At 38.5% G+C, this 1,099-nt stretch carries 2 protein-coding genes; both read left to right on the top strand.

Features of this window, described 5'->3' with window-relative positions; translation table 11 throughout:
• Positions 1 to 122: 122 nt before the first annotated feature.
• Positions 123 to 593, top strand: a complete 471-nt coding sequence (locus QUA83_RS30475; protein WP_333297949.1) for a transposase family protein — start codon at positions 123 to 125, stop codon at positions 591 to 593.
• A 17-nt stretch (positions 594 to 610) separates the two neighbouring features.
• Positions 611 to 1,099, top strand: a 489-nt coding sequence (locus tag QUA83_RS30470; protein ID WP_333297947.1) for a transposase, incomplete at its 3' end; no start/stop codon positions are given.

Below are 1,099 nucleotides of genomic sequence, written 5' to 3'. Positions count from 1 at the left end.
AATCTAAATCCTCTCTCGTTGCTTTGCTGCGCTTTGTACTCTAATAGTATCTGTGCGTCGCTCACCTCTTGAGTGTCGGGTCTTCTGGGTTTGCGGTGGAAACTGTATAATATAGGAACTTTATGCTAGAGGCTAAGCTAATGGATTTTCATCTTGATGGATTACTCAATTTGCCAGACATTACGATTGAAAGATGTATTAAAAATGATACAAAAACAATTCTAAAAGTTAATTTTTTGACAGCTTATGCTACTTGTCCTCACTGTCAAAAGTCCACAGATGAACTCCATCAGATTCGTCCAATCTTGATTCGAGATTTATCGATTTCCGGTCAGTTAATCGAATTGGAAATTCCTCGCCGCCAATACTACTGTAAGAATTGTCAAAAATATTTTACAGAGCAACTGTGTTTTGTAGATGTTGGTCGGCGCTATACTCAACGATATGAGGAGTATATTTATCACCGTGTTCAGGTGACAACAGTAGAACAGGTAAAACGAGAGGAAGAATTAAGTTGGGATCAGATTCAAGGAATTTTTAATCATAAGCGTTCACAAGTAAAAAAGCCTCATGGGGAGCGGTTAAACGTCTGAGTATCGATGAAATTAGTATGAGAAAAGGGCATCAAGATTTTGTGACTGTAGTTTCCGATATTGACCAAAGTCAATTGATTGAAGTGATCGACAGTCATGAACAGCAAGGTATCATGGAAGTCCTTATTCAGCAACCGATTGAGGTTCGCGAGCAGGTGTTAGAAGTGAGTGTAGATATGTGGGGTGGTTTTCCCAAAGTAATCCAAGAAGTTTTTCCGAATGCGATTGTGGTATATGACAGATTTCATGTGATGAAATATGTGAATGAGGAATTGAATAAAATCCGAATACAAAGCAATATTAAAGGAAAAGGTAGTAGATTTATTGTCCTGAGAAATGGTGTAGATTTAAAAGAAGAGGAACGGGTTAAATTGGCTACAGTTTTAAGTCAATCTAAGCGTCTTAAGCTTGCCTATGAATTGAAGGAAGGTAAGGATTCAGGTCTGAAAAATGGGAATGAGCTCAGGCATAGCCAAGGCACAAGAATGGGCAGAAATAGCCTCACG

It is taken from the genome of Microcoleus sp. K1-B1 (genome assembly GCF_036704705.1).
GTDB lineage: Bacteria > Cyanobacteriota > Cyanobacteriia > Cyanobacteriales > Microcoleaceae > Microcoleus.
This window is presented reverse-complemented; position numbering and strand designations above follow the sequence as displayed.